Origin of the sequence: Streptomyces sp. NPDC052043, assembly GCF_044548235.1 — a bacterium.
Taxonomy (GTDB): domain Bacteria; phylum Actinomycetota; class Actinomycetes; order Streptomycetales; family Streptomycetaceae; genus Streptomyces.
Map to the genome: position 1 here is coordinate 50263 of NZ_JBIUBT010000017.1, position 18199 is coordinate 68461.

The window sequence follows — 18199 nt, forward strand, 5'->3', positions numbered from 1 at the left end:
CGCCTCATCGGACGACGCACGGGGCACCCGGACGTCACTGCGGGGCGTCGGTGTAGCCGCGGGCCCGGACGAGGTCCTGGGTGAGACGGGTGAAGGCGCGGGCGGCGGCGCTCTGGTAGCTGCTGCCGCGCCGCAGCAGGGTGACGGTGCGTGGGGGCAGCGCCGGTTCGAGGGGCACGGGGTGCAGGTGCGGGTGGTCGTGGGTGATGGCGTCGGGCAGCACGGTGGCGATCGGGGTGCGCCGCACGATCTCGACCAGAGCCTGCACAGAGTTGGCCTCCACCGTGACGCGAGGCTGCACCCGGTGGGCCGCGAAGTGGGCGTCGATATGGCTGCGGGTGGCGAAATCTCCGTTCAGCAAGCCGAGTTGACGGTCAGTCAGTTCCTCCACCGGTAGCGGGCGGGACAGGCCGGCCTCGGGGCCCGGGGGGCCGGTGACGAGGCTCAGGGTCTCCGTGAACAGGGTCTGCGCCAGGATGCCGGGCAGGTGGGAACCGGCGAAGGCGATACCGAGGTCGAGGTCGTCGGCTAGCAGGGCCGACTCGATGCGGTCCTGGGTCAGCTCCCTGACGTCCAAGGTGATGCCGGGGTGCCGGGCGTGCAGTTCGGCGACCAGGGGGCCCACCAGATAGGAGGTGAACGTCGGCGTCGCGGCCAGGCGCAGATGGCCGCGGGTCAGGTCCTGGACGTCCTGGACGGCGCGCCGGCCGGCCTCCAGATCCCGCAGGGCACGGCGGGCGTGGCGCGCGTACGTCTCACCGGCGTCGGTGAGTCGCACGCTGCGGCCGCTGCGGTCCAGCAGCGGCACCCCCACGGTCCGCTCCAGTTGCCGGACCTGCTGGGAGAGCGTGGGCTGGGAGATGCGCAGGTCTTCGGCGGCGCGGGTGAAGCTGCCGTGCTCGGCCACGGCGAGCAGATAGCGCAGATGACGCAGTTCCAGAGCCATGGGAACGATTATAGATGCAACCAATGGGAGACATGGGTACTGCGTCTTGGACTCTATAGGTCCAGGTCATGCATGGTGGATTCACCGAGCCGGGCAGGCCGGAACCCACCGAAGGGAGTGACTCATGCGCGACCTCGCCCAGGGCGTCACGCGTTTCCAGCGGGACATCCACCCCGCCAAGGCGGACCTGTTCGCCCACCTCGCCGAGAGCCACACGCCGCACACGCTGTTCATCGGCTGCTCCGACGCCCGCGTCGTTCCCGAACTGATCACGGCCAGTGAACCGGGCGAGCTGTTCGTCGTCCGCACCGCGGGCAATCTCGTCCCGTCCCACGCGCCGGGCCCCGACGCGGTCGCGGCGGCCATCGAGTACGCCGTGGCCGTCCTCGGCGTGTCCGACATCGTGGTGTGCGGGCACTCCGGCTGCGGCGCCATGACGGCCCTGGCCGAGGCCCACGACCTGCGCGGGGTGCCGGCGGTCGCCCAGTGGCTGCGGCACGCGGACGCCTCCCGCGCCCGTACCACCGCCCGCGGGGACGTCGCCGCCCTGGTGCGCCAGAACGTGCTCGCCCAGCTGGCGAACCTGGTCACCCACCCCTCGGTCGCCCGCGGCCTGACCGAAGGCACCCTCACCCTGCACGGCTGGGTCTACGACATCGCCACCGGAGGCGTCGAGGACGTCGACGCCGACGCGCAGGCGACCGCGGCCTGACCACCGGGCCCCGGCCCGACAGCCCAGGGCCCACAGCCCACAGCCCACAGCCCACGGCCCCCATCGTCCCGGCCCTGCCACGTCGCAGTGGTCCGGGTGTCACCCCCACCCCCCACCCCTGAAAGGCACCTCTCATGCCGCACGCCCAGTTCGACCCCACCGCCCGACAGGCCCTCGCCGTCACCGCCGTCGAGGCCAAGACCCGCAAGGACCTCACCTGGCAGCAGATCGCGGACGCGGCCGGCCTGTCGGTGGCGTTCACCACCGCCGCCGTGCTCGGCCAGCACGCCCTGCCCGAGCCGGCCGCGCAGGCCGTCGGCGCGCTGCTGGACCTGGACGCCGACGCGGTGGCGCTGCTCCAGACGATCCCGACCCGGGGGTCGATCCCCGGTGGCATCCCGACCGACCCGACCATCTACCGCTTCTACGAGATGCTCCAGGTGTACGGCACCACGCTCAAGGCCCTGGTGCACGAGCAGTTCGGTGACGGCATCATCTCCGCGATCAACTTCAAGCTGGACGTGAAGAAGGTCGCCGACCCCGAGGGCGGCGAGCGCGCGGTGATCACCCTGGACGGCAAGTACCTGCCCACCAAGCCCTTCTGATCCGCCCGGATCGGACCGGCTCCGGGGCGGTACGGCCCGCCCGGCCGCCCCGGCTCCCCCCTCCCACGGAAAGGACACCCGTGATGGACTTCGCACAGCGCACCATCGACATCGCCCGCCGCAACGTCGCCGAGGGCGGCCGCCCGTTCGCGACCGTCATCGTCAAGGACGGCGAGATCCTCGCCGAGAGCCCGAACAAGGTCGCCCAGACCAGCGACCCCACGGCACACGCCGAGATCCTCGCCATCCGCGAGGCGTGCACCAAGCTGGGCACCGAGCACCTCGTCGGCGCCACGATCTACGTACTGGCCCACCCGTGCCCGATGTGCCTGGGGTCGCTGTACTACTGCTCGCCGGACGAGGTGGTCTTCCTCACCACCCGGGACGCCTACGAGCCGCACTACGTGGACGACCGCAAGTACTTCGAACTGGACAACTTCTACGAGGAGTTCGCCAAGAACTGGGACGAGCGCCGGATGCCGATGCGCTACGAGCCGCGTGACGCCGCGGTGGACGTCTACCGGCTCTGGCAGGAGCACAACGGCGGCGAACGCCGTGTTCCCGGTGCCCCCACCGCCGTCTGAGGGAGCAGCCATGACCCTCATCGAACCGAACGCCGCCGAGCTGCGTCATCTGGAGCGCGCGGTCGAGCTGGCGGCCGAGGCGGTGCGGGCCGGGGACGAGCCGTTCGGCTCGGTCCTGGTCGGTGCCGACGGGCAGGTCCTGGCGGAGGACCGCAACCGGGTGAACACTCTGGACGACCGCACCCGTCACCCGGAGTTCGAGCTGGTCCGCTGGGCCACCGCCCATCTGACCGAGCGGCAGCGGGCGGAGGCCACCGTGTTCACCTCAGGGGAGCACTGCCCCATGTGCGCGGCCGCCCACGGCTGGGCCGGCCTCGGCCGGATCGTCTACGCCCACTCGGCGGCCCAGCTGACCGACTGGCTGGCCGAACTGGGTGTGCCGCCCTCCCCGGTGCGCTGCCTGGCGATCCAGGACGTGGTGCCCGGACTGGCGGTGCAGGGCCCGGTTCCGTCCCTGACCGGCCGGTTGCGCGAGCTGCACCGCGCCTTCCACGCCGGCCGGCCGGGCACGGCCGCTCCCTGACAGACCGGCGGCCACGGCCAAAGTTTCATTGCTGGGTCTTCACGGCTGGGCGCGCACCGCGGTCACCGTGCCCGCACCGCGACAACCGCGGTGCGGGCACGGTGACCGGTGTGCCCGCTCATCGCCGCCCGGCCCTGCCCCGTTCCGTGTCCGCCCGCGTCTCCGCCTCGCGCAGCAAGGCCGCGATCCCGCGGAAGCCGCGGCGCTCGGCGTGGGCGCGGGCCGTCGTCCCGTCGGCGTCCGGCAGCAGCGGGTCGGCGCCCGCCCCGAGCAGCACCTCGACCACCTCCTGATGCGTGCGCCCGCCGTCGCCGAGGATCACCGCCTCCAGCAGCGCCGTCCAGCCGAGACGGTTGACGTGATCGACGTCGATGCCGGTCTCGGCCAGCACGGCCCGTACGTAGGCCGCATGACCGCGCTCACTCGCCGGGATCACCGACACACCGCCGAACCGGTTGGTCAGCTTCAGGTCGGGCCCACCGGGCAGCAGCGCGCGCATCATCGCCACGCTTCCGGTGACCCCGGTCACCAGCCAGGCGCTGTCCAGGCGGTCGTCCTGCGCGTTCACGTCCGCGCCCGCGTCGACCAGCACCCGCGCCGCCTCCACCTCGTCGGAGAGGGCTGCTCGCAACAGGGGCGTGCGGCCCTGCTCGTCGCGCGCCTCCCGGTCGGCGCCGGTTGCCAGCGCCTCCCGGACGGCGTCGGCGTCGCCCCGGTGTGCGGCGTCCAGCAGGACGCGATCGGCCGGGGAAAGCGACTTCTTGACCACGACGGAACTCCTCCACGGGATGGCGGCGGACAACAGGGCCGCAACGACGGCGGCACGGACGGCAAGCAAAGCAGAGGAGCGCAGAGGTGGGGTGCTACGGGGTGGGGTCAGCGCCCGTCGCTGATCGCCGCGACACCGGCCTGGGCGAACTTCTCGTCCAGGTCGCCGGAGGGGGCGCCCGCGACGCCGATGCCCGCGATCGGGGCGTTGCCGTACGCGACCGGGGCACCGCCCGCCAGGAACAGAGTGCCCGGGATGTCCTTCAGGGTCGGTGCCGAGTCCAGGCGCTTGACCAGCTCGGAGGTGGGCGCGTTCCAGGAGACGGCGGTGTACGCCTTCTTGATCGCCGAGTCGTAGGACTGGGGGCCGGCGCCGTCGCCGCGCAGCGTGACGATCGTGTTGCCGTTGCGGTCGACCACCGCGACGGTCACCCGCTGCCCCTCCTTCTGGGCGGCCCGCAGCGCCGCCCGCGCGGCGTCGGTGGCGGCCTCGGCCGTCAGATGGGTGCTGGTGGTCGTGGCCTTGCTCTTCACCGCGGCCACGGCCGCGACCGGAGCGGCGGCCGGGGTGTCGGCCGAGGCGGCCACCGCTCCGGCCACACCGGCACCGACCGCTGCCACGGCCGCCACGGAGGTGATGGCCTTGGCGCGGGCGGAGAACCTCTTGGCCTTGTGCTGCATCACGGATACCTCTCCCGTCGTGTCGTGTTCCTCGGCGCCCGGACCACCGGATCGGCGTACCTGAACGGGTGCCGGAGGAGTCGGCGCTTCCTGCGCCGTGCCTCCACTCTCGGCCCGCTCATCCCGCCCACCCGTCGACGTACCGGCTGCTTCCGGCGCGTGGAACGGTCGACGGCAGGGTCATCCGATCGGTTGACCCTCTGCCGTGCCGCCCCGGCGACAATGGCACTGTTCGCCGAGCTCGGGACCTTTCCGCCGAGGCCAGGCCGAAGCCTGCCCAACGCCGAGCCACCACCACGTCCGTACGTCCCAGCCGGGGAGGAACCGTCCATGCCGTCCAGCTCCAGGAACCGGCCTTCCCCGGCCGGCCCGAGCACCCCCGGCGGCGAGGCCCGCACACTGGCGTTCGTCATCCATCTGGCGTTCTTCCTGCTGCTCGGCTCCGCCCTGTTCCGGTATGTCCAGCGGCACAGCGCCCAGCCTCAGGTGCCCGCCGTCCTGGCCCTGGCCGGTGCGCTAGCGCTGCTGTACGTCGTCGGCCACCGCACGGCGGCCGCCTCGGCCGGCGTGACCGCTCCGGACACGGTGGCCGTCCCCGAGACGGTTGCCCCGTCAGCCCCGGGCCCGGCCTCCCTGGGTCCCGGGCGGCCTGCCGGCACCGGGCTGCTGTGGCTGGGCGCGCTCGTCGGCGTGTGGGCCGTGCTGGTCGCTCTGGCGCCCAGCTTCGCCTGGTGCGCGGTGCCGCTGTTCTACACCGCGCTGCGCACCCTGCCGGCGCCTGCCGCGTACACGCTGGTGACGTTCTTCACCGCCTTCGTGGTCGTCGCGCAGCTGCGGTTGGCCGACCGGCTCGACGTGGACCTGGTCATCGGTCCGCCGGCCGTCGCCGCCCTGGCGACCGCGGTCTTCACCCACATGGACCGGCAGGCGACCCGGCAGGCCGCCCTGATCCGCGACCTGGTGCGCACCCGCCGTGCCCTCGCCGCCACCGAACGCCGCGAGGGCACGCTCGCCGAGCGCCAGCGGCTGGCCATGGAGATCCACGACACCCTCGCCCAGAGCCTGTCCAGCCAGCGGATGCTTCTCCAGGCCGCCGACCGGCTGTGGGAGACCGAACCCGTGCGGGCGCGCGCCCATCTGCGCACCGCCGGGTCCATCGCCGAGAGCAGCCTGGCCGAGGCCCGCCGGTTCGTGCACGACCTGGCGCCCGTCGACCTCGCCGGGGGCGGTGGCCTGGAGTCGGCCCTGCGGGCCCTCGCCTCCCGCGAGAGCACGGCCGGCCTCACCGTGACCTGTCTCGTCGACGGCACATCGGGACCGTACGGGCTGCCGGACCGGGTGCAGTCCGCGCTGCTGCGCATCGCCCAGGGCGCCCTCGCCAACGTCCGGGAGCACTCCGGCGCCACCCGGGCCGCCCTCACCCTGACCCACCTGGAGGACCAGGTGCGGTTGGACATCGCCGACAACGGCCGGGGCTTCGACACCGCCGCGCTGCCGGAGCGCGCCATCGGGGTCCGCGGACACGGCCTGCCCGCGATCCGCGCCAGGGTCGGCCAGCTGGGTGGCACCCTCACCATCGAGTCCGCGCCCGGTGACGGCACCGTCGTCTCCGCGGCCGTCCCGCACCGTCCCACCACCGCGGAGGTCCCCCCGCCATGACCCGACCCGAACCCACCGAACCCACCGAGCCCGCCGAAGGCAGCGGGCCTGCGCCCGTACGGCTCGTCCTGTGCGACGACCACGCGGTGGTCCGCGCCGGCCTGCGCGCCCTGCTCGGCAGCGCCCCCGGGATCGACGTGGTGGGCGAGGCGGACAGCGGCGCGGAGGCCGTCGCGCTCGCCGCGAAGCTCGCCCCCGACGTGGTCCTCATGGACCTGCAACTCGGCGACGGGATGGACGGCGTCGAGGCCACCCGCCGCATCAGCGCCGAATCCGGCGGCTCGGTCCATGTGCTGGTCCTGACCACGTACGACACCGACGCCGACATCACCCGTGCCATCGGGGCGGGCGCCACCGGCTACCTGCTCAAGGCCGAGCGCCCCGACGAGCTGTTCACCGCCATCCACAGCGCGGCCGCCGGCCGCACCGCCCTGTCCGCCCCCGTCGCCCACCGGGTCATGAACCGTATGCGCAGCCCGCGCCCCGGCCTCACCGACCGTGAACGCGACATCCTCGGCCAGCTGTCCCGCGGCCTGACCAACCGGGACATCGCCAAGGCCCTCTTCCTGAGCGAGGCCACCGTCAAGACGCACCTGGGGCGCATCTACGACAAGCTCGGCGTCGACACCCGCGCGGGCGCCGTGGCCGTCGCCAAGGAACAGCGTCTGCTGCCCTGAGCACGGCGTCGCCGACTCGCGGGCCCTCCCCGGTCCTCCTGCCGCTCACCGACTGTGTTCGGCGTACTCCCGGAAGTGCTCCAGATCGCCGCGGACGAGCCTTTCGATCGCGTTCGCCTGGGCGAAGCCCCGGGGTCCGCCGAAGGCCTCCCGGACGGTGTCGGGGTCGTACTCGAGTCGTGCCTGGACCCGGGTGTTCGCCTGGTCGATGGAGTGCAGGGTGAGGGAGCACCTCAGGTGCGGGGCTTCCGTGGTGTGCCATTCCATCACGCGGTCCCCGGCGCGGTCGGAGACCTCGGCTTCCATCTGCCGGGCCGCTCCGCTCGTCTCGATGTCCAGCTGGGCGCGGCCCCCGGCCTCCGCACGGGCCTCCCGCACGCCGTCCATGAAGCGGGGATAGTTCTCCACCCGGTGGAGACTCTCCCAGGCGCTGTCGATGGGGACTCCGACGTCGATGTGTTCTTCGAGGGTGCTCATGGCGACCTCCCCGGTTCGGCTCACGACGCACGTCCTTCTGCCTCCAGTGTGCGCCCCGCCGGCCGCCGCTTCGCCCCGGAACTGCGCGGCCGCTCCGCCACGGTGGAGCCCACCGCCGCGGTGTGGCCCGATCTGCCCCCGGCCTTCGTCCACCGGGCCTCTCGACCGGTGACGGCCCCTTCAGTACGGTGCACCAAGGGGGGTGTGATGACGTCGGAACCGGATCGCGCGCTGCCGTCCTTCGCCGCCCTTCCGGTGGTGTCCGTCAAGGTGGATGTCGGCCACCCGCAAGTTCAGAAGGCTGGAGGCCGTGCGAGGGTCGTCCGGCGGGCGCACTACGACGTCGGTTTTGTCGTCGGTGGGGCCGTCGCCGAGGGTCAGGATGATCCAGCCGTTGGCGATCTTGACGCTGCAGGGATTCTCTTCCAGCACCACCGCTTCCCCCCCCCAGCACGTCGGCGTAGAACGCCCGGGAACGCGGCACATCGGAGACGGTGAAGAAGTGTCCTGAGCACCAGGCCCTCGACCGGCGCCGGAAGATCGGCCGGGTTCATCCACCGCTCCCGCACGCCGAGCAGCGATGATTTCGGCGCGGGCCGCCAGTCGTCATGGGGAGAGGAAGGAGATGTGCCATGCCGACACAGGAACCCGCGAAGCAACCCACGAGCGAGCTCGACGCCCGCTACAGCTCCGCAATCAATCCCCGTCCGAATGCCGCGAAGGTCACCGCGACCGAGTGGGCCGAGGCCCAGCGGCTGCTGAAGTCCTCCGAGATCTTCTGGGTGTCCACTGTGCGGCCCGACGGCCGGCTGCATGTCACTCCCGTGATCGCCGCCTGGCACAACGGGGTGCTGTACTTCTCCACCGGACCGGGCGAACAGAAGGCGAGGAACCTCGCTCATGATGCGCACTGCGCACTGACCACCGGGGGAAACTCACTCACCGAAGGGCTCGACCTCGTGGTCGAGGGCACGGCGGAGCAGGTTGCCGATCCGGCGCGGCTCGAAGAGGTGATCGCTGCGTACGAGGCGAAGTACGGGCCGCACATCACCTCGCCCGAGGGCACCTTCCACGGGATCGGGGATGCGTTCCGGAAGGGGGACGCGGCGGTGTTCGCGGTGGTCCCGGCCACGGCGTACGGCTTCGGCCGGGACGGCGGGGTGTACACCCATACGCGGTGGAGTTTCTGAGCAAGGAGGGCGAAGGTGATCACCACCAGCGAGTACGCGGGCCTGTCCGCCCTGGACATCGCCCATCACGTGCGGCACGGCGACATGACGGCCGTCGACGTCGTCGGTGCCGCCCTGGCCCGTATCACCGAAGTCGACCACGCCGTACGCGCGTTCACCGAGGTCTGGGCCGAGCAGGCGCTCACTCACGCGGCCGACGTCGACGCGCGGCTCGCCCGCGGCGCCGTACTGCCTCTCGCGGGTGTGCCGATCGGCGTGAAGGCGAGCGAAGGCCCCGGCTCCTACCAGGGGTGTGACCCAGATACGCTCCAAACCCGCCATGGGATGATCTTGGTCTAGTTCTCGGGGGTAACCCACTCGCCAGATCTACTGTTCCCCGGCCTGCCGCAAAGATGCCGAGCGCCGCCGTGACCAGGCAAGAGACGAAGACCGCGCACGTCGTCTCGGTGAGACCACTTCACTGCCGCCGTGGCCTGAGCTGCCTCCACCGTCCCAACCTCTCAGCCGGCCCCTCTCCCGTCAACAAGTGGCCGCGGAACGTGACCCGCTGGAACCGACCGCGACCCGCAACTGTCCCCACTGCAACCAGCCGGTCACCATCGTCGCGCTTCTCGCGACCCCCGAAGCCGCCCGCCCTTCCGTCCCCACCCCCAGCCCCGACATCGTTCCCCTGCGAAGGACTCAGTGACCCTCCTCCACTGACCGTCACTGATCACCGAGCCCGCCGACCTGACGGTCGGCGGGCTCACGCCGTCAGCCCATCGAACGCACGCTGTCGTGGCTGGGCGGCTACCACCGCCTGCACCGCCGCTACGAGCGCAAGGCCGAGCACTTCCTCGCCTTCGTCGGCCTGGCCAGCGCTCTGATCTGCTACCGGCGACTGCTGTGATCAACCATTCTGAGCAGCAACGCCGGCAAACAGAACAGCCGCCGCACCCAGAACGAGCAGGTGAACGGACCCAGCGATCCACAACCGCAGGCCCATCAACCCACCTCCCGCCACGACCGCTGCGCAACCGCAGATCCACGCCCCGCGCCGCCCGGCTTGGGCAGTGCGAATGCCGGAGGATCCGAAGTCATCACCCGAGAACATCACATGCATCCCGAGCCAGACGATAAGCATGACCGACACCGGTAGAAGCACGATCGTGAGCCCAAGATCCAACCACACCGAAGGACGCTGCATGTCCGCCAGCATGCCGCCTCATCCGCAGATACACCTGAGTATGGGTACTCATCCTGCACGCCAACTGAGACGACCACTTTTAGCCACCGATGATCAAGGCCCGCTCTTCGCCCCCCCCAGCCTCCCCACATACATCAAGCACCAACCAAGTGAACCGTTCCGGGTTCGATAGGGACTCGATCGTTTGAGAGGATCGAGTCATGGCACGTCCTATCTATTGATGTGGGCCTGAACTGGTCACTCGTAAGATCGGCGAGGCCCAGGGGGCCGGGGTATGGCTGTCATGGCTGAGCCGCTGGATGGCTTGAAGGACATGGCCGCCCCGGGCCCCGCGACGACTCGACCGCCAATTGGGAGACGCGACTCGATCGCTGCATAGGACAACGTCGGCGAGGTCGTCTGCTGGGTTGACGCAACGACGAGCTGGCGGAGGTGACTGTGCCCGAGATCTGGGCCGGAGTGGACATCGGCAAGACGCACCACCATGCGTTGGTGATCAACGGGGACGGCGAACGGCTGCTGTCCCGCCGCGTACTGAACGACGAGTCCGAGCTGCTGGGGCTGATCGGTGATGTCCTGGCGATATCCACCGACGTGCTGTGGGCGGTCGACCTCAACCACGGCGGCGCCGCCCTGCTGATCGGGTTGCTGCTGTCGCATGGCCAGCCCATGACCTACCTCACCGGTCTTGCCGTGCACCGGGCCTCGGCGTCTTACCGGGGTGAGGGAAAGACGGACGAGCGCGATGCCTTCGTCATCGCGGACCAGGCTCGTGTCCGCCGCGATCTGGGGGTGCTGCGGCCCGGGGACGAGTTGGCTGTCGATCTGCGCACGCTGACCACCCGGCGCCTGGACGTCGTCTTCGACCGCACTCGGCAGATCAACCGCCTCAGGGCTCAACTCCTTGAGATTTTTCCGGCGTTGGAGCGTTCGGTAGACCGATGTCGTCCAGGTCGAGCCCACACGCCTCGCTCACCCGCAGGCCGACCTGGGACATCAACTTCGAGGCGGTGTAGTTCCGGGCGGTCGGGGCGAACTTCCGGCAGGTAGCCAGCTCGCCGCCCCAGCCAGTGAATAACGTCCCGATCTCCGGCTCACTGGTGGAGTGTCTGGCTAGCGGTTTCTCAGGAGCCGTTGCATCGCTCGCCGGGCTCGGGCCGGTGCCTGCTTGTCATGGTGGAGCTGCAGGGAGTGGTTGAGCGCCAGCACGATTCCTACCAGTTCGTACACCAGCTGATCGGGGTCCGTGTCCGCGGGCAGATCACCTGCCGTGATCGCGCGCCGGATGTGGATGCCCAGGTCGCGGCGCCACAGGGCGTCCATGCCGGCGATGGCGTCGCGTACCGGTCCGCTGCGCCCGTCGAACTCCGCCGCTGCGGCGGTGAAGAAGCAGCCGCCGGGCAGCACCTCTCGTTCCAGGTAGGACACCCACGCCTCACACAGTGTGTGTAGATGCGTCAGCCCTGGTGGCACTCCCCGGGCGTGCTGCGGCACCTCGCGGGCGAACAGTTCCGCTGCGGCGTCGACGACCGCGAGTTGCAGGCCTTCCTTGGTGCCGAAGTGGCCGAGCACGCCGGCCTTGCTCATTCCCAGCTCGGTTGCCAGTCGGCCGATGGTCAGCCCTTCCAGCCCGTCCACGGAAGCGAGCATCAGACCCCGGTCGACGATGCGCTGGCGGGTGAGGCTGGCTTCGAGGACGGAGTTTCGAGGACTCATGGCACACATGGTAACCCTTTAGCTTCCGACCGATCGGTTGCTATATTCCGGCGGGCACCTGCCTGACCTGCCGTGCAGCCTGACCGAGGGAGAACGCCATGCCGGGAACTCGTATTGCCGCCCTGGGCCACCATCAGCCGACCCGCGTGCTGACCAACGCCGATCTGGAGCAACTCGTGGACACCAGTGACGCCTGGATCCGCCAGCGCACCGGGATCGCCACCCGCAGGATCGCGGGCGAGGATGAGTCCGTCACCGACATGGCCACAGCCGCGGCCGCGAAGGCTGTGGCCACGGCCGGCCTGGCCCCGGCCGAGATCGGTCTGGTCACCGTGGCGACCTGCTCCGCCATCGACCGCTGCCCCTCCATCGCGGCCCAGGTCGCCGCCCGCCTCGGTATCCCCTCCGCCGTTTGCTTCGACCTGAACAACGGCTGCGCCGGCTTCACCACCGCCCTGGCCAGCGCCGACCACTCGGTCAAGGCGGGAGCAGCCCAGCACGCGCTCGTCATCGGCGCCGAGAAGATGTCCGACATCACCGACTGGAGCGACCGCAGCACCTGCGTCCTACTCGGCGACGGTGCCGGCGCCGCCCTGATCAGCACGACGGAGAACGACCACGCAGGCATCGGTCCGGTCGTCTGGGGCTCCGACCCGGCGCGGGGGAACGCTGTGAGGCTCCAGGATGCCTGGCAGCCGCGGTTCGCGCAGGAGGGCCAGACGGTCTTCCGCTGGGCAACCAGCGAGATGCCCGTCATCGCGAAAGACGCCTGCCACCGGGCCGGCATCGCGACCACCGACCTGGCCGCCGTGGTCACCCACCAGGCCAACCTGCGGATCGTCGAGGCACTGATTCGACGCCTCGACCTGCGGGACGACGTCGTGATCGCCCGGGACGTCGTCGACTCGGGCAACACCAGCGCCGCCTCCGTCCCGCTCGCGCTGTCCAAGCTGGCCGAACGCGGCGAGGTGCCCTCCGGCGCCCTGGTGCTGCTGTTCTCCTTCGGCGGCGGCTTGTCCTGGGCCGGCCAAGTCGTCACCTGCCCCTGAAAGGCCGACCGATGCTCTACTCCCTCGCCCGGCTCGTACTCGCCCCGATGCTGCGTCTGATCTACCAGCCCGTCGTCCGCGGCCGCGGCAACGTCCCCCGCCGCGGCCCGGTCATCCTCGCCAGCAATCACCTGTCCTTCATCGACAGCATCGTCATCGCCCTGTTGGCCCCGCGCCCGGTCCACTTCCTCGCCAAGGACGAATACTTCACCGGCACCGGACTCAAGGGCGCCCTGACGCGCTGCTTCTTCACCGCCTTCGGCTGCATCCCCGTCGACCGCCGAGCCCACCGCAGCGCGCAAGCATCCCTGGACGCGGCCGAGCAGATCCTGGTCAGCGGACGCGCCTTCGGCATCTACCCCGAAGGCACCCGCTCACCCGACGGCCGCCTCTACCGCGGGCGCACCGGCGTCGCCTGGCTCGCCCTGACCACCGGTACCCCCGTGATCCCGGTAGCTCTCACGGGCACCGAACGACTTCAACCACTCGGCCGACGCCTGCCCCGCTACCACCGCATCACCGTGGAATTCGGCACCCCACTGCACTGCGCCAAACCCCACGCCACAGTCCGTCCAGCCCAGGCTCGCCGCGTCACCACCGACAAGATCGTCCAGGCCATCGGAGACATGTCCGGCCAGGAATACGCCCAGGTCTACGGAAGGACGCCGGAAACGTCGGCCCACTGATCCACTCCGAGTCTGCCTAATACTCCAGCTGTAGATCGCGATCTTCATGTCTGGCATGCGGCTTGTCGCCGGTAATGGCTGGTGAGGGATCGTTGCTGGTGGAGCCGCCGCCAGTGCGACCAGCCGAGCCGGTAGGCCATGTCGTGGCGAGGCTGGACGGCGAATGTGATGAACAGGCGCTGGATCTCGTTGCAGGACAGCGGGACCAAGGCGTCCGGGGCGGGGCTGCGGGCGTGTTCGTCGGCGCGGACTACCGCGAGGAAGGCGTGGGCGAGCATCGCCAGGGTGACCCAGCGGGTCCAAGAGCGGTAGCGGCGGACCTGGTGCTCGTCGAGTCCCGCCAGCCCTTTCTCGGCCTGGAAGGTCTCTTCCACACGTCACCTCGAGCCAGCGGTCTTGACCAGCACAGTCAGCGGGACTGGCTCGGTGGAGTGGCAGGGGTAATAGGCGAGTTCGCCGGTGGTGCGGCTGCGGCGGATCAGGAGCTGGTGGCTGCCCGGCGTCGGATCGACGAGGTCGACGACGGCCCAGTCGTAGAACCGTTGTCCCTTCGCACCGCGTCCGGCCGAAAGCTTCTGCCAGGCCCGCTTCGGCACCTTCTTCACCAGGGCATCGGCACGGAACCTCCCTGCACCCGTAGCCATCTCGGCCGAGCAGGCCACGGCAAGGACATAGCCGATGCCGCGCTCCTCCAGCGCCGAGCGTAGTCTAGGGTTGCCGCCATAGACCTCGTCTCCCGTGACCCAGCCGACGCGGTGTCCGGCATCCCGGAACCGTTCGATCATCCTGAGGGCCAGGTCAGGCTTGGTCGCGAAGACGGTGTCCTCGCCGAGCCCCGCCGCCCGGCAGCGATCCGGATCGTCCGTCCAGGAACGCGGAATGTACAACTCCCGGTCAACCGCCGCGTGTCCCCGGGCGCCGGCGTAGACGAGGTAGACCGTGACCTGGGAGTCCTCGATCCGTCCGGCTGTGCCGGTGTACTGGCGCTGGACCCCGACGGTGTGGATGCCCTTCTTCACGTCGCCGGTCTCGTCGACGACGAGCACCGCGGCTTCGTCGTGGAGGTGCTCGACGACGTATTCGCGCACGTCGTCGCGGACGGCCTCGGCATCCCAGGCGGCCCGGCACAACAGATGCTGCATACCGTGCGGGCTGGTCTCCCCGGCCCACTCCGCGATCGTCCAGCAGTTCTTGCGGGGCAAGTCCGACAGTGGGCCCAGCACCAGCCGCCCGGCTCGCAGGCGGGGTTCGTATCGGGCGAACCGGCCCGCGATGCGGCCCATGGCCGCCGCGAACGCCTCCTGCCACCGGGTGGGATCTATCCTGTGACCTGCGGCCATCATCTCATCGTCAGTCCACACAGCTCACGATGATCAACCGTGGCCGCCACTCGTCCACCCACCGGGCCCGGCCAGCACCATCACGCCCTACGAGCGTTCGGTGAGCAACTCCGCCAGGCGGTCGGCGAATTCAGTGAGCCAGTCCAGCCGTGGTCCGCTGCGGGCGACACGAAAACCGTGGCGGCGGCCCCAGAACGCAGCCTGGACAGCATGGAACTGGGCCCAACGCTGGACGCGTTCACGGTCGAGTTCCGCGGTCTCGGCGAAGATGTCCAAGACGCGGTAGACAGCCTTGCGCAGGTCATCGGCTTCGAGGAGCGTCATCGCGCGTGACTTCAGCAGTGTGCCGCCGTCGTAGGCGGGATCTCCCGCATACCCCTTGGGGTCGACAGCCAGCCACGGCTCTCGGTCGGCACGCAGGATGTTCCGGGCATGGAGGTCGCCATGGATGAGAGTGTCCAGCTGGGCCCGACCCAGCTCTCGAACGGTCGCCACGGCGGCATCCAGCACCTGACGCGGCAGTGCATGCGTCAACTCCTCGGCGTCCTTGCACAGCTGCTCTTCCCAGGCATCGGCCTGCTCACGCAGCCGGAGCAGGCCGGGGGGTGCGGGGATGGCCAGGCGCCGATTCAGCCGCCCGGCGACCGTCACCACCTCGTCGCCGTCCTCGACCTCCGCCAGGGTCGACGGCTGAACCCGCTCCAGCAGCATCGCGAACCGCTCGTCATCGCGCTCATGCAGCAGCACGGCGCCGCACCCGCCCACGCAACGAACGCATCCGGCTCATGGACGTTGCCGGGATGCGGAAACGACACCTTCAGCACGGCGCTCTCCTCAGCCCGCCGCCGTACCGGAACGATGACTCCGACACCCCCGTGCAGGACCTCGCCATCCGGCACGCACCCCCAGCGCCCCAGCAAGTCCTCCACGATCCCGGGCAGCTCGGCGAGCCACGCCGCTCCAGCCTCCCCCTCGCGGTCGACGGTGCTCTGTGCGAACTCCTCTGGTATCGCGATCACCCCGGCACCCTACGTGCCAGCCCGCCGCAGCCGCCAAGCCCAAGCCAGTCACTGCCGCCGCCCGACGGGCCGCGCACTACGAAGATCGCGATCTACAGCTGGAGTATTAACAAGAGTCAGAAACGCACCGGGGAGCCGTCCATGGAGACCACGCCCATCGCCGTGGAGACCGCCGTCTCCACCGTCGTCCCGACGAGCCGGACGGGAGGACTGTCGGCCGAGGCCCGCGCCGCGGTCGAGGAGGGCATCCCCGCCGAGACCCGCCGCGGCTACGCCGGCGACTGGGCGCGCTTCACCACCTGGTGCGCGGACACCGGCCCGCCACGCCCTGCCCGCGACCGGCGACACCCTCACCGAGTACATGACCCACCTGAAGGGCGAGGACAAGAGCCCCGGAACCATGGACCGGGCCCTGGCCTCCATCGCCGTCGCGCACAGCGCCGCCGATCTGCCCAAGCCCTCCACCGTCGGCGCCCGCCGCGTGCTCAAAGGCCACGAGACCGAGCGCAAGAAAAGCAAGGACCCACGCCGCCGACCCCGCCGGGCGGCCGCCGCCACCCCGCCCGTGCTCCGGAAGATGATCGCCGCCACCGACACCGCCACCGCGATCGGCCGCCGGGACGTCGCTGTCCTGCTGCTGGGCTTCGCCCTCGCCGCCCGCCGTTCCGAACTGCGGCTGCTGGACTGGACCGACCTCGAGGAAGTCGAGGAGGGCCTGGCCGTCGAGATCTGGCGGCCGAAGGTCAACCACGAAGGCCCGCTCGGCGTGCCCTACGGCTCCAACCCGGCCACCTGCCCCGTCCGCGCAGTCCGAGCCTGGCGCCAATGCCTGATCGAGCACGGCCGCCCCCCTGCCGGCCCTGTTCGTGCGCATCGACCGGCGCGGCCGCATCGCTCACCCGATGCACCGCAACGGCCAACAGATCGGAGACCCCGCCGGCCGGATCACCGGCGAAGGCATCGGCGACGCGGTGACCCGGCCGCCGCCCGCGCCGGCCTGACCGCCCCCACCGGTGCTGTGAGAGTTCGTCCGACTGGTGGTGCCAGTGCGCACCGACGCGAATCATTGCAGACCGTGCCGGGTCGCCGGAGTGCTCGGGGCATCACTCCGGCACCGTGTCCTCGCAACTCTCCGATACTCCCACCACGCCGAAGACCACCGGGAAATGAGTGATCTGCTGGTTCGGTCCCGGCTTGGAGTTGCAGATCTTCCACTCAGCCGGGTCGTCCACCGGACGGCCCTGCCCGCTTGCGTCCTCGAAGATCATGTCCATTTCGGAGCCCATCTGCTCCTGCGCACGCCCGGCGTTGCCACCGACAACGTCGGGCATGACGGCCGCGACTGGCTCCGGGTTTACCGAACGGTATGTCTCGGCAGAACCCGAGCCAGTACGCGTACCCGCAGAGACAGCCGGCACGGACGATGCACCGCAGGCGGTGACCGAGGCCAGAAGCGTGACCGCGAAGGCGGATCTCAGAAACCTGGTCATGGTCGTGTCCCCCCACAGTGATGGCAGTTCGAAACAGTATCCCCGTACGTCATGTCGCGGAGCCTGTCATCTGGTGTCCTGGCGAACATGAGTACTCGTACTCAGCACAGAGCCCCACGGTCGGCCAGCCTCCCTCGAAAGCCACTTCTTCCGCCTGTGCCTGCTCGGCTTCCCCCGTGAGATGTGGCGGTGGCGGACGGAACGCGAGGACCGCTTCGCCCGCGCCGCCAACCGGCTCTCGCCACGCTTTCCCCGCCACCGAGCGGGCCTCGCCCCCACGACATCGCCGCTGCAGGGGTCCGCTGGCCGCAGAGCACGGCGGACAGAAAGCCCCGCTTCTCGCTGGACTCTGCGCCCGACGGCGGGGGTGACACCGTCATCTGACACCACGGCGAGACGCCCAGCGGACAGCCAGCGGTAGCGCGGCAGGTCGCCCCGCCGGTCCCAGGGGTACAGGGACCGGCGGGCCGAATGCGGGCGCCCCCGCTGTGGTAAACGCCGCCCCTACGCACGAACGCCGGCACGACAGAAGACCGCGTCAACGAACTACTCCGGGTGCCGAGCGTGCTTCTTCACATCCGCCTCGGCTTCGTTGCGGGCCTGGCCCTGCTCCGTCGCGTACTCGGTGACCGCGGCCTGGAGGTCACGGGCGAGGTCGCGCCAGGCGCGCCAAGCGGTCTCGTACGTCGCGGTCTGCGTCTCGGTCCACTCGTGCTGCGTCGGCGGGCCGTACTGGTCGCGGAGCTGTTGGACCTGGGCGTTCGCGGTGTCGGCCGCCCGCTGCATGCCCACGAGTTCTTCAAAGGCGTGTGCCACGTGTACCGATCGTAGAGCGGGCATGACGACGCCCGCCCCTTCACTGGGTGGGCGTTTCCTTGAGTGCGCGTCGGC

The 18199-nt window shown here is 70.4% G+C and carries 20 protein-coding genes and 5 pseudogenes; 13 read left to right on the forward strand and 12 right to left on the reverse strand.

Translation table 11 applies throughout. The annotated features are described in order from the left end of the window. Window positions 1-34 precede the first annotated feature (34 nt). The gene (gene cynR, locus ACIHCX_RS32795; protein WP_400036022.1) at window positions 35-946 is read right to left on the reverse strand and encodes a transcriptional regulator CynR; all 912 of its coding nucleotides are present in this window, start codon (window positions 944-946) and stop codon (window positions 35-37) included. Window positions 947-1070: 124 nt separating this feature from the next. Between cynR and ACIHCX_RS32800 the strand changes: the two genes are divergently transcribed. The 4 genes from ACIHCX_RS32800 (at window position 1071) to ACIHCX_RS32815 (ending at window position 3370) form a co-directional block, all read left to right on the forward strand. Beyond that, on the forward strand, window positions 1071-1658 hold the full coding sequence (locus ACIHCX_RS32800; protein WP_400036024.1) for a carbonic anhydrase: 588 nt from the start codon (window positions 1071-1073) through the stop codon (window positions 1656-1658). A 134-nt stretch (window positions 1659-1792) separates the two neighbouring features. Then, the gene (cynS, locus tag ACIHCX_RS32805) at window positions 1793-2263 is read left to right on the forward strand and encodes a cyanase (RefSeq protein WP_400036026.1); all 471 of its coding nucleotides are present in this window, start codon (window positions 1793-1795) and stop codon (window positions 2261-2263) included. A gap of 83 nt (window positions 2264-2346) precedes the next feature. Then, window positions 2347-2847: a nucleoside deaminase gene (locus ACIHCX_RS32810; protein ID WP_400036028.1), complete on the forward strand. Its 501-nt coding sequence runs from the start codon at window positions 2347-2349 to the stop codon at window positions 2845-2847. A gap of 10 nt (window positions 2848-2857) precedes the next feature. After that, window positions 2858-3370: a nucleoside deaminase gene (locus ACIHCX_RS32815; protein WP_400036030.1), complete on the forward strand. Its 513-nt coding sequence runs from the start codon at window positions 2858-2860 to the stop codon at window positions 3368-3370. Window positions 3371-3488: 118 nt separating this feature from the next. On the opposite strand, the gene ACIHCX_RS32820 is transcribed toward ACIHCX_RS32815, so the two are convergent. Both ACIHCX_RS32820 and ACIHCX_RS32825 read right to left on the reverse strand, forming a co-directional pair. Next, entirely contained in the window at window positions 3489-4139 is a 651-nt protein-coding gene (locus ACIHCX_RS32820) for an ankyrin repeat domain-containing protein (RefSeq protein ID WP_400036032.1), read from the reverse strand. A gap of 107 nt (window positions 4140-4246) precedes the next feature. Continuing rightward, window positions 4247-4819, reverse strand: a complete 573-nt coding sequence (locus ACIHCX_RS32825; RefSeq protein ID WP_400036265.1) for a heme-binding protein — start codon at window positions 4817-4819, stop codon at window positions 4247-4249. A 330-nt stretch (window positions 4820-5149) separates the two neighbouring features. Here ACIHCX_RS32825 and ACIHCX_RS32830 point away from each other — a divergent pair, with 330 nt between their 5' ends. Both ACIHCX_RS32830 and ACIHCX_RS32835 read left to right on the forward strand, forming a co-directional pair. Beyond that, the gene (locus ACIHCX_RS32830; protein ID WP_400036035.1) at window positions 5150-6478 is read left to right on the forward strand and encodes a sensor histidine kinase; all 1329 of its coding nucleotides are present in this window, start codon (window positions 5150-5152) and stop codon (window positions 6476-6478) included. After that, window positions 6475-7155, forward strand: a complete 681-nt coding sequence (locus ACIHCX_RS32835; RefSeq protein ID WP_400036037.1) for a response regulator — start codon at window positions 6475-6477, stop codon at window positions 7153-7155. The genes ACIHCX_RS32830 and ACIHCX_RS32835 overlap by 4 nt, the downstream gene beginning before the upstream one ends. A 45-nt stretch (window positions 7156-7200) precedes the next feature. On the opposite strand, the gene ACIHCX_RS32840 is transcribed toward ACIHCX_RS32835, so the two are convergent. Together ACIHCX_RS32840 and ACIHCX_RS32845 are read right to left on the reverse strand one after the other, a co-directional pair. Then, window positions 7201-7632 (reverse strand): SRPBCC family protein, encoded by a 432-nt coding sequence (locus tag ACIHCX_RS32840; RefSeq protein WP_400036039.1) that lies wholly within the window; start codon window positions 7630-7632, stop codon window positions 7201-7203. Between the two features lie 273 nt (window positions 7633-7905). Beyond that, window positions 7906-8186: pseudogene (locus ACIHCX_RS32845) on the reverse strand (VOC family protein); the annotation flags it as partial. Between the two features lie 78 nt (window positions 8187-8264). Between ACIHCX_RS32845 and ACIHCX_RS32850 the strand changes: the two are divergent. The 3 genes and pseudogenes from ACIHCX_RS32850 to ACIHCX_RS32860 all read left to right on the forward strand — a co-directional run. Continuing rightward, the gene (locus ACIHCX_RS32850; protein ID WP_400036041.1) at window positions 8265-8822 is read left to right on the forward strand and encodes a pyridoxamine 5'-phosphate oxidase family protein; all 558 of its coding nucleotides are present in this window, start codon (window positions 8265-8267) and stop codon (window positions 8820-8822) included. Window positions 8823-8837: 15 nt separating this feature from the next. Next, on the forward strand, window positions 8838-9161 hold the full coding sequence (locus ACIHCX_RS32855) for an amidase family protein (protein ID WP_400036043.1): 324 nt from the start codon (window positions 8838-8840) through the stop codon (window positions 9159-9161). Window positions 9162-9555: 394 nt separating this feature from the next. Beyond that, window positions 9556-9711: pseudogene (locus ACIHCX_RS32860) on the forward strand (IS5/IS1182 family transposase); the annotation flags it as partial. Here the strand turns inward: ACIHCX_RS32860 and ACIHCX_RS32865 are convergent. Continuing rightward, the gene (locus ACIHCX_RS32865; RefSeq protein ID WP_400036045.1) at window positions 9712-10020 is read right to left on the reverse strand and encodes a hypothetical protein; all 309 of its coding nucleotides are present in this window, start codon (window positions 10018-10020) and stop codon (window positions 9712-9714) included. A 426-nt stretch (window positions 10021-10446) separates the two neighbouring features. Here ACIHCX_RS32865 and ACIHCX_RS32870 point away from each other — a divergent pair. Then, a pseudogene (locus tag ACIHCX_RS32870) lies at window positions 10447-10962 on the forward strand (IS110 family transposase); the annotation flags it as partial. A 159-nt stretch (window positions 10963-11121) separates the two neighbouring features. Here ACIHCX_RS32870 and ACIHCX_RS32875 read toward each other — a convergent pair. Further along, window positions 11122-11724 (reverse strand): TetR/AcrR family transcriptional regulator, encoded by a 603-nt coding sequence (locus ACIHCX_RS32875; protein ID WP_400036047.1) that lies wholly within the window; start codon window positions 11722-11724, stop codon window positions 11122-11124. 98 nt (window positions 11725-11822) lie between these two features. On the opposite strand from ACIHCX_RS32875, the gene ACIHCX_RS32880 reads away from it, so the two are divergent. Together ACIHCX_RS32880 and ACIHCX_RS32885 are read left to right on the forward strand one after the other, a co-directional pair. Then, entirely contained in the window at window positions 11823-12773 is a 951-nt protein-coding gene (locus ACIHCX_RS32880) for a beta-ketoacyl-ACP synthase III (protein ID WP_400036049.1), read from the forward strand. An 11-nt stretch (window positions 12774-12784) separates the two neighbouring features. Further along, window positions 12785-13459 (forward strand): lysophospholipid acyltransferase family protein, encoded by a 675-nt coding sequence (locus ACIHCX_RS32885; protein WP_400036051.1) that lies wholly within the window; start codon window positions 12785-12787, stop codon window positions 13457-13459. Between the two features lie 44 nt (window positions 13460-13503). Here ACIHCX_RS32885 and ACIHCX_RS32890 read toward each other — a convergent pair. From ACIHCX_RS32890 to ACIHCX_RS32900, 3 genes and pseudogenes are all read right to left on the reverse strand, one after another. Next, window positions 13504-14742: pseudogene (locus ACIHCX_RS32890) on the reverse strand (IS701 family transposase). Window positions 14743-14886: 144 nt separating this feature from the next. After that, window positions 14887-15818 (reverse strand): annotated as a pseudogene (locus tag ACIHCX_RS32895) (aminoglycoside phosphotransferase family protein). 116 nt (window positions 15819-15934) lie between these two features. After that, the gene (locus tag ACIHCX_RS32900) at window positions 15935-16066 is read right to left on the reverse strand and encodes a hypothetical protein (protein ID WP_400036053.1); all 132 of its coding nucleotides are present in this window, start codon (window positions 16064-16066) and stop codon (window positions 15935-15937) included. A gap of 618 nt (window positions 16067-16684) precedes the next feature. Here ACIHCX_RS32900 and ACIHCX_RS32905 point away from each other — a divergent pair. Continuing rightward, the gene (locus ACIHCX_RS32905) at window positions 16685-16819 is read left to right on the forward strand and encodes a hypothetical protein (protein ID WP_400036055.1); all 135 of its coding nucleotides are present in this window, start codon (window positions 16685-16687) and stop codon (window positions 16817-16819) included. A gap of 102 nt (window positions 16820-16921) precedes the next feature. Here ACIHCX_RS32905 and ACIHCX_RS32910 read toward each other — a convergent pair whose 3' ends face one another. After that, window positions 16922-17308 (reverse strand): hypothetical protein, encoded by a 387-nt coding sequence (locus ACIHCX_RS32910; protein ID WP_400036057.1) that lies wholly within the window; start codon window positions 17306-17308, stop codon window positions 16922-16924. A gap of 546 nt (window positions 17309-17854) precedes the next feature. Continuing rightward, window positions 17855-18124: a hypothetical protein gene (locus ACIHCX_RS32915; protein ID WP_400036059.1), complete on the reverse strand. Its 270-nt coding sequence runs from the start codon at window positions 18122-18124 to the stop codon at window positions 17855-17857. Window positions 18125-18199: the final 75 nt, after the last annotated feature.